The sequence below is a fragment of the Streptomyces sp. NPDC046862 genome, from assembly GCF_040704615.1.
In the GTDB taxonomy this organism is placed as follows: Bacteria; Actinomycetota; Actinomycetes; order Streptomycetales; family Streptomycetaceae; genus Streptomyces.
The window spans coordinates 1-14,738 of record NZ_JBEYXP010000088.1 but is presented as its reverse complement, the minus strand read 5'-3'; the positions used below and the strand labels follow the sequence as shown (position 1 = coordinate 14,738).

The 14,738-nt window shown below is 71.5% G+C and carries 13 protein-coding genes; 8 read left to right on the top strand and 5 right to left on the bottom strand.

Features of this window, described 5'->3' with window-relative positions; translation table 11 throughout:
• The first annotated feature begins 23 nt into the window (after positions 1 to 23).
• Complete coding sequence (locus tag AB0959_RS50125; protein ID WP_366833689.1) at positions 24 to 1,256, top strand: alpha/beta hydrolase; 1,233 nt, start codon at positions 24 to 26, stop codon at positions 1,254 to 1,256.
• Positions 1,257 to 1,344: 88 nt separating this feature from the next.
• Entirely contained in the window at positions 1,345 to 1,869 is a 525-nt protein-coding gene (tsaE, locus tag AB0959_RS50120) for a tRNA (adenosine(37)-N6)-threonylcarbamoyltransferase complex ATPase subunit type 1 TsaE (RefSeq protein WP_366833706.1), read from the top strand.
• A 447-nt stretch (positions 1,870 to 2,316) separates the two neighbouring features.
• On the opposite strand, the gene AB0959_RS50115 is transcribed toward tsaE, so the two are convergent.
• Complete coding sequence (locus tag AB0959_RS50115; protein WP_366833688.1) at positions 2,317 to 2,871, bottom strand: hypothetical protein; 555 nt, start codon at positions 2,869 to 2,871, stop codon at positions 2,317 to 2,319.
• 142 nt (positions 2,872 to 3,013) lie between these two features.
• Here AB0959_RS50115 and tsaB point away from each other — a divergent pair, with 142 nt between their 5' ends.
• From tsaB to AB0959_RS50090, 5 genes are all read left to right on the top strand, one after another.
• A complete protein-coding gene (gene tsaB, locus AB0959_RS50110; protein WP_366833687.1) occupies positions 3,014 to 3,667 on the top strand; it encodes a tRNA (adenosine(37)-N6)-threonylcarbamoyltransferase complex dimerization subunit type 1 TsaB in 654 nt (217 codons plus the stop codon).
• 23 nt (positions 3,668 to 3,690) lie between these two features.
• The gene (gene rimI / locus AB0959_RS50105) at positions 3,691 to 4,197 is read left to right on the top strand and encodes a ribosomal protein S18-alanine N-acetyltransferase (RefSeq protein ID WP_366833705.1); all 507 of its coding nucleotides are present in this window, start codon (positions 3,691 to 3,693) and stop codon (positions 4,195 to 4,197) included.
• Entirely contained in the window at positions 4,190 to 5,308 is a 1,119-nt protein-coding gene (gene tsaD / locus AB0959_RS50100) for a tRNA (adenosine(37)-N6)-threonylcarbamoyltransferase complex transferase subunit TsaD (protein WP_366833686.1), read from the top strand. Before rimI ends, tsaD begins: the two co-directional genes overlap by 8 nt.
• A complete protein-coding gene (locus AB0959_RS50095; protein ID WP_366833685.1) occupies positions 5,305 to 5,556 on the top strand; it encodes a hypothetical protein in 252 nt (83 codons plus the stop codon). Before tsaD ends, AB0959_RS50095 begins: the two co-directional genes overlap by 4 nt.
• A gap of 336 nt (positions 5,557 to 5,892) precedes the next feature.
• Positions 5,893 to 7,758, top strand: coding sequence for a glycoside hydrolase family 15 protein (locus tag AB0959_RS50090; RefSeq protein ID WP_366833684.1), 1,866 nt, complete (start codon positions 5,893 to 5,895; stop codon positions 7,756 to 7,758).
• A 4-nt stretch (positions 7,759 to 7,762) separates the two neighbouring features.
• Here the strand turns inward: AB0959_RS50090 and AB0959_RS50085 are convergent, their stop codons facing one another.
• Genes AB0959_RS50085 through AB0959_RS50070 form a run of 4 tightly spaced genes read right to left on the bottom strand, consistent with a single transcriptional unit; the run spans position 7,763 to position 13,262 of the window.
• A complete protein-coding gene (locus AB0959_RS50085; RefSeq protein ID WP_366833683.1) occupies positions 7,763 to 10,066 on the bottom strand; it encodes a glycoside hydrolase family 3 N-terminal domain-containing protein in 2,304 nt (767 codons plus the stop codon).
• A 46-nt stretch (positions 10,067 to 10,112) separates the two neighbouring features.
• Positions 10,113 to 10,988 (bottom strand): carbohydrate ABC transporter permease, encoded by an 876-nt coding sequence (locus AB0959_RS50080; RefSeq protein WP_366833682.1) that lies wholly within the window; start codon positions 10,986 to 10,988, stop codon positions 10,113 to 10,115.
• A 31-nt stretch (positions 10,989 to 11,019) separates the two neighbouring features.
• Entirely contained in the window at positions 11,020 to 11,913 is an 894-nt protein-coding gene (locus AB0959_RS50075; RefSeq protein WP_366833681.1) for a sugar ABC transporter permease, read from the bottom strand.
• On the bottom strand, positions 11,910 to 13,262 hold the full coding sequence (locus AB0959_RS50070) for an extracellular solute-binding protein (RefSeq protein ID WP_366833680.1): 1,353 nt from the start codon (positions 13,260 to 13,262) through the stop codon (positions 11,910 to 11,912). Before AB0959_RS50070 ends, AB0959_RS50075 begins: the two co-directional genes overlap by 4 nt.
• 169 nt (positions 13,263 to 13,431) lie before the next feature.
• Between AB0959_RS50070 and AB0959_RS50065 the strand changes: the two genes are divergently transcribed.
• Complete coding sequence (locus AB0959_RS50065; protein ID WP_366833679.1) at positions 13,432 to 14,520, top strand: LacI family DNA-binding transcriptional regulator; 1,089 nt, start codon at positions 13,432 to 13,434, stop codon at positions 14,518 to 14,520.
• Positions 14,521 to 14,738 lie beyond the last annotated feature (218 nt).

Sequence of the window (14,738 nt, the reverse complement as noted above, 5' to 3'; positions counted from 1 at the left end):
ACCCCGGCGAGGAGGAGCGGGACGTGAGCGAGAGCAGCGCGGAGGCCGCGGAGGCCGTCGCGAACGCGGCCTCGGCTGCCGCCTCCGCCGCCGGGAACTGGCGCAAGGTCGGCAGCGTCGCGGGCGCCGCGATAGGCGTGATCGCCGCCGGCGCCGCGGCCGGTGTCGCCATAGAGCGGCTCACCGTGGGCCGCGGCATGCGCCAGAAGGCCCGGCTCGCCCTCGACTCGGCGGGACCGTACGGAGCACTGCGCGGCACGCCCGGCAAGGCGTACGCGGACGACGGCACCGAGCTGTACTACGAGGTCGACGACGTCGAGCCCGAGGCGTCTCTCGCCCCGCGCCGGCGCCGCCTCTTCGGGCGCAAGGCCCCGGCCCCCGTCACCGTCGTGTTCTGTCACGGCTACTGCCTCAACCAGGACTCCTGGCACTTCCAGCGGGCCGCGCTGCGCGGTGTCGTGCGGACCGTGCACTGGGACCAGCGCAGCCACGGGCGCTCCGGGCGGGGCGCTGCCCAGGTGGAGGACCAGGAGCCGGTCACCATCGACCAGCTCGGGCGCGACCTGAAGGCGGTCATCGACGCGGCCGTGCCCCGGGGGCCGATCGTGCTCGTCGGTCACTCCATGGGCGGCATGACGATAATGGCGCTGGCCGCCCACTACCCCGAGCTGATCCGCGACCGCGTCGTCGGCGTCGGGCTCGTCGGCACGTCGTCGGGGCGGCTCGGCGAGGTCAACTTCGGGCTGCCCGTCGCGGGCGTCAACGCCGTACGACGCGTCCTGCCCGGCGTGCTGCGGGCGCTCGGGCAGCGGGCCGAACTGGTGGAGAAGGGGCGGCGGGCCACGGCCGACCTGTTCGCCGGGATCATCAAGCGGTACTCGTTCGCCACCCGGGACGTCGACCCCGCGGTCGCGCGGTTCGCCGAGCGGATGATCGAGGGCACGCCCATCGACGTGGTCGCCGAGTTCTACCCCGCCTTCACCGAGCACGACAAGACGGAGGCGCTGGAGCGGTTCGCCGAGCTTCCCGTGCTCGTGCTGGCCGGCGTCAAGGACCTCGTCACGCCCAGCGAGCACAGCGAGGCGATCGCGGACATATTGCCGGACGCGGAGCTGGTACTGGTGCCGGATGCCGGGCACCTGGTGATGCTGGAGCACCCGACGTTGGTCACGGACCGCCTCGCTGATCTGCTCGCCCGCGCGGGGGCGATGCCATCCACGGCTACCGTGGGTGGCTGTGACTCCGCCACCTCCTGACGGAGGCGGCTTCCAGCCTTTGGCTGCGGTCCAGCCCGAACCGGTCCCTCACGGGACGTGGCAAGACTACTACTGCAAGTGAGTGACGATGCAAGAATTCCAGACATCGCACATCCCGGCGCCCGACAGCGTTGCTGTCGAACTCACCGTCCATTCCCCCGAGCAGATGCGCGAGCTGGGCCGCCGCCTCGCCAAGCTGCTGCGCGCGGGCGACCTCGTGATGCTCACCGGGGAGCTCGGCGCGGGCAAGACGACGCTGACCCGGGGGCTCGGCGAGGGGCTGGGCGTGCGGGGCGCGGTCACGTCCCCGACCTTCGTCATCGCGCGTGTGCACCCTTCCCTCGGGGACGGGCCGCCGCTCGTGCATGTCGACGCGTACCGCCTGGGCGGCGGGCTCGACGAGATGGAGGACCTCGACCTCGACGTGTCGCTGCCCGACTCGGTGGTCGTCGTGGAGTGGGGCGAGGGCAAGGTCGAGGAGCTGACGGACGACCGGCTGCACGTCGTCATCCACCGGGCGGTGGGGGACACGACGGACGAGGTACGGCACGTGGCGCTCCGCGGAGTAGGGGAGCGGTGGGCGGCCGTTGACCTGAGCGTGCTGTCGGCATGAACGCGTGAAGGATCCGACAACGCGTCGGCAAGATGTTGCGCGGGGTGCCTTCTGCGTGGTCACATGGTAGTGGCCCTTGGTTAGGTGTGCCTAAGTTGGTGTGCCCGACCTTCTTCGCCCCCAGGTTTCAGGAGGCGTCCCATGCAGGCTTCAGAACGAGACGAGACGCTGCCGCGAGCTGTGCGGGTCTCTGGGGTGCCCGGAGTTTCGATGGGGGAGCTGCTGGCTTCTTGTGTGGCGGCTCGGGTGGTGTCGACGCCGCCTGCGCCTGTGCCTCCGGCGGAGGACGAGGACGTGCGGCGCCCCGAGGCTGCGTAGGCGTTTCTCGGGAATCGCGTAGGGGGCCTGCGGGTTCTTTGTCCGCTGCCGGTTGTGCGTGGCTGGTCGCGCCCACGCGGCGGAGCCGCAAATTGACACAGCCCCGCGCCCCTTACGGGGCGCGCGCCCTCACTTCGTCACGACCACCGGGCGGCCGATCGTGGCGAACTGCCACATCGCGTTGCCGTCGGGGCGGGACTCGCGGATGCCGCCCGTCTTGGTGGTGGGGTCGGGCTTGGGGGTGGAGCCGTCGACCGCGGCGCTGAAGCCGATGACGACGCCGTCGACGGTGGCGAAGCGGACGACGTGCTCGATGGGGGTGCCGTCGGAGCCGGTGGTGGAGTTCGTGCGTGAGGTGACCTTGTAGGTGGAGGGCGCGGGGTCCACCGTGCTGGGGGTGACCTTGAAGGTGCGGGTGACCTTGTCGTTCGCGCCGACCAGCCAGACGCGGTCGTCACTGAGCGAGTAGACGACGCGCTTGCCGGTGCCGGAGCGGTAGGGCAGGGCGGCCGGGGCCTTCTCGTCCGCGGGTGCCTTCGACTTCACGTCCGCCGGGGACTTCGTGGCGGCCGGCCTGCCCAGGTCGCTGGGCACGTTCGCCGACGCCTGGTAGGCGAGGAAACCGACAGCGGCGATGGCCGCCGCGGTGAGCCCGGCCACGAATCCCGAGCTGCTTCTGGCCACCTTCTGCGCCCACCTCTCGTACCTGCGTACGGCTCTGATGTCTTGTACGTCGTTCGAGCAATTCTTCGTTGTGACGTTAGCAGGAGAGGGGCGGTGGTCCGGGTCGGCCGTCAGCGCGGCTCGGGCGCCGTAGGCTGTTTGCGTGCTCTTGCTCGCTCTGGATACCGCCACCCCTGCCGTGACCGTCGCGCTGCACGACGGGACGGACGTCGTCGCCTCGTCGAGCCAGGTGGACGCGCGCCGGCACGGGGAACTGCTGCTGCCCGCCGTCGACCGGGTCCTCGCCGAGGCGGGTACGCGACTCGACGCCGTCACCGGCATCGTCGTCGGCAACGGCCCCGGCCCGTACACGGGGCTGCGCGTCGGCCTGATGACCGCCGACACCTTCGGGCTCGCCCTCGGCGTTCCCGTCCACGGACTGTGCACGCTCGACGGGCTCGCGTACGCCTCCGACCTCGACGTGCCGTTCGTCGTGGCCACGGACGCCCGCCGCAAGGAGGTGTACTGGGCGCGGTACTCGGACGCCCGTACGCGGGAGACCGATCCGGCCGTCGACCGGCCCGCCGAGATCGCCGACGCCGTGGCCGGGCTCCCGGCGGTGGGCGCCGGTGCGCTGCTCTACCCGGACACCTTCCCCCAGGCGCGCGAGCCCGAGCACGTCTCGGCCGCCGCGCTCGCCTCGCTGGCGGCGGAGAAGCTGGCCGCGGGTGAGGAACTGCCCCCGCCCCGGCCCCTCTACCTGCGCCGGCCCGACGCGCAGGTGCCCAAGAACTACAAGGTGGTCACCCCCAAGTGACCGAGACCTCCGTGCTGCGCGAGATGCGCTGGTGGGACATCGATCCCGTACTGGAGCTGGAGAAGGACCTCTTCCCCGAGGACGCCTGGTCGCGGGGCATGTTCTGGTCCGAGCTGGCCCACGCCCGGGGACCCGAGGCGACGCGACGGTACGTCGTGGCCGTCCAGGAGGACCGCCTCGTGGGGTACGCGGGCCTCGCCTCCTCCGGTGACCTGGCGGACGTACAGACCATCGCCGTCGCCCGTGACCAGTGGGGCACCGGACTCGGCGCGCGGCTGCTGGAAGAACTGTTGCGGGCCGCGACGGCGTTCGAGTGCGCCGAGGTCATGCTCGAGTGCCGCGTCGACAACGTCCGCGCCCAGAAGCTGTACGAGCGCTTCGGCTTCGAGCCCATCGGCTTCCGGCGCGGCTACTACCAGCCGGGCAACGTGGACGCCCTGGTGATGAGACTCAAGCCGGCATCCGAGAGCGGCACGCCCGCGGGTGCACCCTCCACGAACGGCGTACAAGGAACCGAGATCAATGGCTGACTCACGCGACGAGCCCCTCGTACTCGGCATCGAGACCTCCTGCGACGAGACCGGCGTCGGCATCGTCCGCGGCACCACCCTGCTCGCGGACGCGATCGCCTCCAGCGTCGACGAGCACGCCCGCTTCGGCGGCGTGGTGCCCGAGGTCGCCTCCCGGGCCCATCTGGAGGCGATGGTGCCGACCATCGACCGCGCGCTGAAGGAGGCCGGGATCAGTGCCAGGGACCTGGACGGCATCGCGGTCACCGCCGGGCCCGGGCTGGCCGGCGCCCTGCTCGTCGGCGTCTCGGCGGCGAAGGCCTACGCGTACGCGCTGGGCAAGCCGCTGTACGGCGTCAACCACCTGGCGTCCCACATCTGTGTGGACCAGCTGGAGCACGGCGCGCTGCCCGAGCCCACGATGGCGCTGCTGGTGAGCGGCGGGCACTCCTCCCTCCTGCTGTCCACGGACATCACCTCCGACGTACGGCCGATGGGCTCCACCATCGACGACGCGGCGGGCGAGGCCTTCGACAAGATCGCGCGCGTTCTGAACCTGGGCTTCCCGGGCGGGCCCGTCATCGACCGGTACGCGCGCGAGGGCGACCCGGAGGCGATCGCGTTCCCGCGCGGGCTGACCGGGCCGCGCGACGCGGTGTACGACTTCTCCTTCTCCGGGCTGAAGACGGCCGTGGCCCGCTGGATCGAGGCCAAGCGGGCGGCGGGGGAGGATGTCCCGGTGCGCGACGTGGCGGCGTCCTTCCAGGAGGCGGTCGTGGACGTCCTCACCCGCAAGGCCGTGCGGGCCTGTCGCGACGAGGGCGTCGACCACCTCATGATCGGCGGCGGAGTGGCGGCCAACTCCCGGCTGCGCGCCCTCGCCCAGGAGCGCTGCGAGGCGGCCGGGATCCGGCTGCGGGTCCCCCGGCCCAAGCTGTGCACGGACAACGGGGCCATGGTGGCGGCGCTGGGCGCGGAGATGGTGGCCCGGGGCCGCGCCGCCTCCGACTGGGACCTGTCGGCGGACTCGTCCCTGCCCGTGACGGACCCGCACGTGCCGGGCACCGCGCACACGCACGGCCGGGACCACGACCACGTGCACGAGGTGAGCAAGGAGAACCTCTACTCGTGACCGTCGCCCTGATGTGGGAGGCCCGCGCGGTGGCGGGCCGGGGTGAGGAACTCCTCGCCTGGGCCCGCGCGCAGGACCTGCCGTCCTCACCTCTGCGCCGTGAGACCTTCCGCGCACCGCAGGACCGGGTACTCGTCATCACCTGGTGGGACGCCCCGTACGACGCCGACCTGCCCGAGCTGCCCGAGCCGGGCGGAGAGCTGGTGTCCCGGGCGGTTCACCGGTGGCGGTTCGAGTCGCTGGGCTGAGGGGACAATCAGCCCCTTCGGCGGCAAAATCAGCCCCAGCCGGGGAAAATCCAGCCCCTTGGGGGCACCTCCCAGCGGTAGCTGGGGGAGTTTGAGGAGCGGGGGTTCGGGGGCCGGCCCCCGAAACGGGGTCCGGGGCGGAGCCCCGTGGCGGGTCGAAGGGGCGCAGCCCCTGGGGATGGGACGGGTAGGGGCGGCGGGGGCGAAACAACGCCCCGGCGGTCGTCCTCGCGCCCACCGCCGCGACCGCATCGGCAGGCCCCCCGGCCAACCCGGTCGTAGCCTGGAAAGCGTCGGCCGGCCGACGCGGGCCGAGTCCCCACGAGGGGTGCTGCCATGGCGGAGACCAGCGGATACCTGCCCATCGCCGAGCACGGGCTGATCGGCGACCTGCGGACCGTGGCCCTGGTGGGCAGTGACGGCACGATCGACTGGTACTGCTGCCCCCACTTCGACGCGCCGAGCGTCTTCGCCGCCCTTCTGGACACGGAACGGGGCGGATGCTTCGAACTGGCGGCCGCCGTGCCGGCGCGGACCAAGCAGTTCTACTTCCCCGACACCAATGTGCTGATCACCCGCTTCTTCACCGAGGAGGGTGTGGGGGAGGTACAGGACTTCATGCCGGTGCGGGAAGCGGACAGCACGGCCACGGTCACGGCCACGGACACAGACACAGACACGGACACGGTCATCGACGGCGAGGCCGGACGGCACCGGCTGATCCGGCGAGTGCTGTGCGTGCGCGGCACCGTTCCGTTCCGGGTGCGCGTGGCACCCCGGTTCAGCTACGGGTCCGACCCGCACACCCTGCGGGCCCTCGGCGACACGGTGGTCTTCGAGTCCGCCCGGCTGACGCTCGCCCTGACCTCCACCGTGATGCTGGAGCACGACGGCCGCGACGCCCGGGCCGAGTTCAAGCTCGCCGAGGGCGAGGCCGCGGTGTTCGCGCTCGACCAGGTCGGCGACGACGTGACACCGCGCGGCTGCGCCCGGACGGAGGCCGAGCAGGAGTTCGCCGACACCGTCACGTACTGGCGCCGCTGGCTGGCCGCCTCCCGTTACCGCGGCCGCTGGCGGGAGATGGTGCACCGCTCCGCGCTCACCCTGAAGCTCCTCACCTTCCTCCCGACCGGCGCGATCGTGGCCGCGCCCACCACCAGCCTGCCCGAGCAGCCCGGCGGGGAGCGCAACTGGGACTACCGGTACGTGTGGATCCGTGACGCCGCCTTCTGCGTGTACGCGTTGCTGCGGCTCGGCTTCACCGGCGAGGCCGAGGCGTTCATGAGGTTCCTGACCCGGCACGTCAGCTCGTGCGACGGCGGCCCGAGCGGCCCGCTGCAGATCATGTACGGCATCGACGGCCGCACCGACCTGCCCGAGCGCGAGCTCGACCACCTGGAGGGCCACCTCGGCTCGGCACCGGTCCGGGTCGGCAACGACGCCGCGGGCCAGCTCCAGCTCGACATCTACGGTGCCCTCATCGACTCGATCTACCTCTACGACAAGTGGGCCCAGCCGATCTCCAGCGAGCAGTGGGACAACGTCTGCGCGCTCGTCGACTGGGTGTGCGACCACTGGGACCAGCCCGACGAGGGCATCTGGGAGACCCGCGGCGGACGCGAGAACTTCCTGTACTCACGGCTGATGTGCTGGGTGGCCATCGAGCGCGCGATCCGCATGGCGCACCAGCGCGGCCTGCCCGCCGACCTGCCCCGCTGGCGGAAGTCCCGCGACACGATCTACCGGCGGATCATGAGCCGCGGCTGGTCCGAGGGGCGCCGGGCGTTCGTCCAGCACGAGGACGGCGATGTCCTCGACGCCGCCGTCCTGATGATGCCGCTGGCCAAGTTCATCTCGCCCACCGACCCCAAGTGGCTGTCCACGCTCGACGCGCTGACCCAGGAGCTGGTGTCGGACTCCCTCGTCCACCGCTACGACCCCTCGGCCAGCCCCGACGGCCTGCGCGGCGAGGAGGGCACGTTCTCCATCTGCTCCTTCTGGTACGTCGAGGCACTGACCAGGGCCGGACGGATCGACGAGGCCCGGCTCGCCTTCGAGAAGATGCTCACCTACGCCAACCACCTCGGCCTGTACGCCGAGGAGATCAGCCGCACCGGCGAACAGCAGGGCAACTTCCCGCAGGCCTTCACCCACCTGGCACTGATCAGCGCGGCCTTCAACCTGGACCGGGCGCTGGGGTGAGCCCTCACTCCGGCACGGACACCTCCGCCTCGCAGCGCAGCATCCGGTCCGGGCCCAGGACCCGTTCCGGTCCCGTCAGGGTCAGGCGCGTGGTGTGCCGTACGTCCGCGCTGGACGCCGACAGCCGCAGTTCCAGGGCGCCCGGTTCCACGATGCGGCGGCCCGTGCGGCCGGTGAACGCCGACAGGTCCGCATGGAAGCGGAACGTCACCTGACGCGACGCGCCGGGTGCGAGGTCCACCCGCTGGTAGCCGATCAGCCGGACGTCGGGGCGGGTCACCTGGGCCACCGGGTCGTGCAGGTACAGCTGGACGACCTCGCTGCCCTCGCGGTCACCCGTGTTGGTGACGGTGACCCGTACGTCGTACGACCCGTCCGTGGGAATCTCCCCGTCCGGCACCCCGAAGCCGGACCATGTGAAGCCGGTGTACGAACGGCCGTGACCGAAGGGGTACAGCGGGGTCGGGTCGAGGTTGCTGACGTCGCCGGCGAGGCCGAGCGGCGGTTGGAGGTACGTCCACGGCTGGCCCCCGGGGGTGCTCGGCACGCTCACCGGCAGCCGGCCCGAGGGGTTCACCCGCCCGGAGAGGACGCCTGCCACCGCTGGTCCGCCCTCCTCGCCCGGGAAGAACGCCTGCACCGTCGCCGCGAGCCGTCCCTGCCAGCGGCCGAGCGCGTAGGGCCGGCCGGTGAGGAGCACCAGCACCACCGGGGTGCCCGTGGCCGTCAGCGCGTCCAGCAGCTCGGCCTGCACACCGGGCAGCCGCAGGTCCGCCGCGTCGCAGCCCTCGCCCGACGTACCCCGGCCGAACAGGCCCGCCCGGTCGCCGAGCACCGCCACGACCACGTCGGCCTCCGACGCCCGCGCCACCGCCTCGTCGAAGCCGCTCGTGTCGTCGCCCGAGGTGTCGCAGCCCTCCGCGTACGCGATCTTCGCGTCGGGGAGCTCGGCGCGCAGCGACTCCCAGAGCGTCGGGATCTCGATGCCCATGGGGTGCTCCGGATGGTGGATCCCCACATGGGACGGGAACGAGTAGCAGCCCAGCATGGCCAGCGGGTCGTGGGCGCGCGGGCCCACCACCGCGACGCGCGTGTCGGGGGCGAGGGGCAGGGCAGCCGTCGGGTTGTCCAGCAGGACCACCGAGGCCTCCGCCAGACGGCGGGCCAGGACCCGGTTGGCGGGCGAGTCGAGGTCGATCCGCTCCGGCGGGTCGGGGATCTCGCCGTCGAGCAGGCCCAGTTCGCACTTCTGCAGCAGGACGCGCCGGGCCGCGCGCTCGATCAGGGACTCGTGAACGGCACCGTCCCGTACCGCACGCACCAGCGCGTCGCCGTAGCAGCGCAGCGTCGGCAGCTCGACGTCGATGCCCGCGGTCAGGGCCGCGTCGGCCGCCTCGGCGGGGCTGCCGGCGACCCGGTGCAGGGTCTGAAGGAAGCCGACGCCGAAGTAGTCCGACACCACCGTGCCGGTGAAGCCCCACTCCTCGCGCAGCAGCCGGGTGAGGAGGGACGGGTCCGCCGACGCCGGGACGCCGTCCGTCTCGTTGTACGCGGCCATCACCGAGCGCGCCCCGCCCTCCCGCAGCGCCATCTCGAAGGGCGGCAGCGTCACGTCGGCGAACTCCCGCACCCCCGCCCGCACCGGCGCCAGATTGCGTGCGCCCACCGAGGACGAGTAGCCCGCGAAGTGCTTCAGCGTGGCGACGATCCCGGCCGACTCCAAGCCCCGTACGTACGCCGTGCCGATCGTGCCGACCAGATAGGGGTCCTCGCCGATGGTCTCCTCGACCCTGCCCCAGCGCGGGTCCCGTACGACGTCCATGACGGGGGCGAGGCCCTGGTGCACGCCGACCGACGCCAGGTCGTGGCCGATGTGCCGGCCCACCTCCTCGACCAGCGCCGGATCGAAGCTCGCGCCCCAGGCCAGCGGCACCGGGTACGCGGTGGCGCCCCATGTCGTGAAGCCGGCCAGGCACTCCTCGTGGGCGACGGCCGGGATGCCGAGGCGGTTCGCGGCGACGATGCGGCGCTGGGCGCGGGCCAGTGCCTGCGCGCCCAGCGCCGGGTCCACGGGAGCCGTGCCGAAGGAGCGGGTGAGCTGGCCGAGGCCCCGGGTGATGAGCTCGTCGAAGTCGACGGGTTCGGTCATGTCGTCCTGGTGGGGGGCGACTCCCTCGCCGTTCGTCGCGGCCCCCACCCACACGCCGTACAGCTGGGCGGTCTTCTCCTCCAGGGTCATACGGGAGAGCAGGTCGTCGACGCGGACGGCGGCGGGGAGGGCGGGGTCACGCCAGGGGGCGGTGGTCATGAAACTCCTGTCAGGGTCGACGAGTCCATTGGCCGAGCGGGTGGGTTCACTTGCCGCCCACACCCATCAGGCCGCCCACGAGAGCACGGCGGGCCACCAGATAGACGGCGAAGATCGGGATGCCGGAGAGGACGACCGAGGCCAGCAGCGCCGGGATGTTGACGCCGAACTGGCTGACGTAGTTGAAGAGCCCGAGGGTGAGGACGCGGGGGCCGTCCGACTGGGTGAAGATCAGCGGGAAGAGGAAGCCGTTCCAGGCCTGGAGCGCGGCGTAGATCACGACCGTGCTGATCCCGCCCTTGGCGAGCGGGATCGTCAGCTGGAACAGCATCCGCAGCGGGGACGCGCCGTCCAGGGCCATCGCCTCGTACAGGTCCTCCGAGACGTCGCGGAGCGTGCCCACCAGCACCAGGACCGACACCGGCATGGCGAAGGCCGCCGTCGGCAGGATGACCGCCAGGAGGCTGTCGTACAGGTCGAGCTTGGCGATCAGGAGGTAGAGGGGGACCACGACCGCCTGGGCGGGGATCGCGACGCCCAGCAGGAACAGGCGGAAGGCCGTGTTCGCCCAGCGGTCGCGGGTGCGGACGGCCACGTAGGCGAGGGGGACGGACAGGGCGAGGACGATGCCCACGACCGCCACCGCCACGATCGCCGTGTTGCCGAGCAGATGGCCGAAGCCGGAGTTGAGGACGGTGTTGTAGTTGTCGAGCGTCGGACTCGTCGGCGGTTTCAGGGGGTTGCCGGTGAGGGCCTTGTCCTGGCCGGTGAGGGAGGCCGACAGCATCGCGTAGATCGGGATGACGACGATCGCGAGCCAGACGACCGAGCCGAGGCCCGCGACCGGGTTCGCGCGCTTCGTCCAGTGCCTGCGGCGGCGGCCCGGCGCGGTCGGCTCCCGGCCGGGCTGGCGGGTCTTCACAGGGCGCGGCAACGTATCGTGTGACACATCGTCACATCCCTTCGCGCGTACTGCGCATGGTTCCGAAGCCGGTCATCCGGACCAGCACCAGGGACAGGCCGGTGGCGGCCAGGACCAGGAACGACGCGATGGCGCTGGCGTAGCCGAAGTCGTACGTCTTGAAGCCCGCCTCGTACATCAGGTACGGCAGGATCGCCGTGTCGGTGCCCGGGCCGCCCTTGGTGAGGATCAGGACCGTCTCGAAGTACGTCAGCGAGCCCACGACGATCAGGACCGTGGACGTCGTGACGGTGTGCCGCAGCTGGGGCAGCGTGATCGAGAAGAACTGGCGGTAACGGCCCGCCCCGTCGATGGCCGCCGCCTGGTACAGGACCTGCGGGATCTGCCGGGCGCCGCCCTGGTAGATCAGCGTGTGGAACGGGATGAACTGCCAGCCGCCGACGAACACGATCGCCAGGAACGCCCCACTGGTCGAGCCGAGGGTGTCCTTCTGGATGATGCCGAAGTTCGGGTCGAGCAGGGCGTAGAAGAGCAGTGCGTGGGCGGTGGAGGAGAGCAGGAACGGTACGAAGAAGATCGAGGAGAGGACGGCGCGGTTGCGCTGGTGGCCCGCCGCCCAGACGCCGAGCAGCAGGGACACGACCGTCTGGAACACCCAGCTCGCGACCGTCAGCAGGACGGTGACCCACAGGGACTGGGTGAGGCGCGGGTCGTCCAGCAGCTTCTGCCAGTTGTCGAGGCCCACCGGCCGCGGGTCGCCGAGGCCGTCCCACTTGGTGAAGGACAGGTAGAAGGCCAGGACCATCGGGACGACCGCGAAGAAGGTGAAGAACAGGACGGCCGGCAGCGCCCAGACGGCGTGCGGACGGCCGATCCTGGTTTCCCTCCCCCGGGCGGCCGGCCGCTTGCCGAGCGTCGTGCTCACCTCAGCCCCTTGCAGGCCGCCACGAACTGGCTCGGCGACGACTTGCCCGCGAACAGCTTGCCGATCTCCGTGTGCATCTTGGTGCCCAGCGCGTCACCCAGCGCCTGGTCCCAGGAGAGCGTGAAGGCCGGGGCCTTCTCCACCATGTCGTACTGGAACCTCGCGTACTCGGGGTTGGGCGCGGAGGAGAGCAGTTCGGCCGCGTTCGACGTGGTCGGGACGTCGCCGAGGTCGACCAGGTCCTTCGCATACGCCTGGGACGCGCAGTCCTTGAGGAACGCGACGGCCAGGTCCTTGTTCCGGGTGCGGGAGTTGATGGACCAGTAGTTGGTGGGGTTGCCTACGACGTTGCGGACGTCGCCCGTGCCGTCCTCGATCTTCGGGAAGGCGGCCCAGCCCAGGTTGCTCTTGGCGAAGTCCGGGAACTTGCCGAGCTGCGTCGAGTACTCCCACGAGCCCATCAGGTGCATGGCGGCCCTGCCCTTGGCGAAGACCGCGGGGGCGCCGCCGTTGACGTACGACACCGAGGTGAACTTGGAGCCGAAGGCGCCGTCGTCGATGAGTTCCTTCACCATCTCGGCGGCTCTGAGGACGGCGGGGTCGCCCCAGCCCTCGGCGTCGCCGTCCTGGATGCGCTTGAAGACCTCGGGGCCGCCGATGCGGTCGACGAGGTACTCCAGCCACATCAGCTCGGGCCAGACGTCGGAGCCGCCGAGTGCGAAGGGGGTGATCTTCGCCTTCTTCAGCTTGGCGTTGATGTCGAGCAACTGGTCCCAGGTGGTGGGCGGCTGGAGTTTGTGCTCGGCGAAGACGGACTTGTTGTAGAAGAGGATCACGGGCTGCATGCCGCGCATCGGTATGCCGTAGTGGCGGCCCTTGAGGTCTCCGGCGGCGAGCACCGCGGGCAGGAAGCCGTCTCTGAGGACGGGGTCGTCGTTGATGATGTCGGTGAGGTCGACGAGCTTGTCCGCCTCCTCGTACGCCTTGATGGAGCCGCCGCCCCAGTTGAAGAAGACGTCCGGGGCGCTCGGTGAGCCCATGGCCGTGCGGAGCTTGGGGGAGTAGTCGGAGCCGGGGACCTTCTCCAGTTTGACCTTGCCTCCCGCCTTCTTCGCGGCGGCCGACTTGTTGAAGCGGGCCACGCCCGCCGCCTGGACCTTCACCGCGTCGTCGCCGTACACGAAGGCGGTGATCGTGCCGCTGTCGCCGCCCGAGCCGCTGCCGGAGCCGCAGGCCGTGAGTCCGGTGGTGAGCAACGTGGTGGCACCGGCGCCGAGGACCCAGCGCCTGCTGAACGACCGGCTCTCCGTGGGCCGCCCGTCGCCGGACCGTCCTCTGTTCGACTCCATGACAGCACCTCTCGCGAACGTGTCGGATGTGCGGATCTGTCGACGCGCGCGTGCCTGGCGGGAACTCCGAGCGGCACGCGAATGTTTCGTATGAAGCTTCGAATGTTCCGGGAACGTATGGCGCCCGGAGGGGTCCGTCAAGGGGGCGTGCAGGGATACGATCCGGCCCATGAAACCTCCGAAGCCCGAGGAAACCCCGACGAGACCGCACGCGGCGCAGTCCACGCAGACGGCGACGCTCGCCGAGATCGCCCGCGAGGCGGGGGTTTCGGCTCCGACTGTTTCGAAAGTGCTCAACGGCCGGGCCGACGTCGCCCCGGCGACCCGCACCCGTGTCGAGGAACTGCTGCGCGAGTACGGCTACCGGCGCCGCCGCGCCGAGGCGACCCGTTCACCGCTCGTCGACCTGGTCTTCCACGAGCTGGAGAGCGCCTGGGCGATGGAGGTCATCCGGGGCGTCGAGACGGTGGCGCGGGAGGCCGGCCTGAGCGTGGTCCTCTCCGAGAGCGCGGGCCGCCTCACCCCGGGGCGCACCTGGGCCGACCAGGTCGCGGCCCGCCGCCCGCACGGCGTGGTGCTCGTGCTGTCGGGACTCGACGCGTCCCAGCGCGCGCTGCTGACCAGCAGGTCCATCCCGTTCGTGGTGATGGACCCGGCGGGTGACCCCGGCGACGACGTGCCCTCGATCGGCGCGACGAACTGGCAGGGCGGGCTGGCGGCCACGCGCCACCTGATCGAGCTGGGTCACGAACGCGTCGGCGCGATCAGCGGGCCCTCACGGATGATGTGCAGCCGGGCGCGGGTGGACGGCTACCGGGCCGCGCTGGAGACGGCCGGGCTGCCGGTGGACGCGGAGCTGATCAAGGCGGGCGACTTCCACCACGAGACCGGCTACCGCCTGGGTCTCGAACTGCTCCGGCTGCCGAACCGCCCCACCGCGGTCTTCGCGGGCAACGACCTCCAGGCCCTCGGCCTGTACGAGGCCGCGCGCGAGCTGGGGCTGCGGATTCCGGAGGACCTGAGCGTGGTCGGTTTCGACGACCTGCCGGTGGCCCGCTGGGTGGGCCCACCGCTGACGACCGTCCGCCAACCGCTGATGGAGATGGCCGAGGCGGCGACCCGGCTGGTGCTCGACCTGGGCCGCGAGGAGGGGTCGCCGGCGGCGACCCGGGTGGAACTGGCGACCAGCTTGGTGGTGCGGAGCAGCACGGGGCCCCTCCGGGGGGTCGGCGGTGGGGCGCAGGGGGAGGGGGCCTGAGGTTCGTGGGCGGCTGCGGGTTCGTTGTGGTTGTTCGCGCAGTTCCCCGCGCCCCTTGAGGGGCGCGTTTCCCTGCCGGTCGTCGAGTGTCTGCCCCGCCGTCGTGGCTTGGGCGCCTGCGCCTTTGTTCGTGGGTCGGGGGCGCGCCGGGAGGTCTCCGTCCTCGGTCCGGCGGTGAGGTGGATACGTGGGGTGCCCGGCGGCGGACGCCGGCCGCT